The organism is Alkalihalophilus lindianensis, assembly GCF_032843265.1.
In the GTDB taxonomy this organism is placed as follows: domain Bacteria; phylum Bacillota; class Bacilli; order Bacillales; family Bacillaceae_D; genus Alkalihalophilus; species Alkalihalophilus lindianensis.
Genome location: NZ_JAWJBA010000723.1, coordinates 1 through 251, shown reverse-complemented (window position 1 = coordinate 251; position 251 = coordinate 1). Strand labels below are relative to the sequence as shown.

1 protein-coding gene is annotated in these 251 nt (G+C 42.6%); it reads right to left on the bottom strand.

Annotated elements, in window-relative coordinates; translation table 11 throughout:
• On the bottom strand, window positions 1-89 hold an 89-nt coding region (locus tag RYX56_RS24065), incomplete at its 3' end, for a hypothetical protein (RefSeq protein WP_317124346.1).
• Window positions 90-251: the final 162 nt, after the last annotated feature.

Genomic DNA, 251 nt, shown 5'->3' with positions numbered 1-251 from the left:
TCTAACCCGGTTACTTGGTGGCCCATTTCGCAAAAAACAAGAGCGGTAGTCGTCCCCACATAACCTGTTCCGACGATTAAAATTTTCACAACAGACTATTCCTCCTTCCTCACCGCTTAAAAAATTCTCGTCTATTTCCATTCGGAATTAGTATTAATATATTCTTAAGCGCATTTAGAGGAAGGTTATCCACCTTAGAAAGGGCGGTGCAGGCACCAAGAAAAGGGTACACTAGGGCTGAACATGTGAAA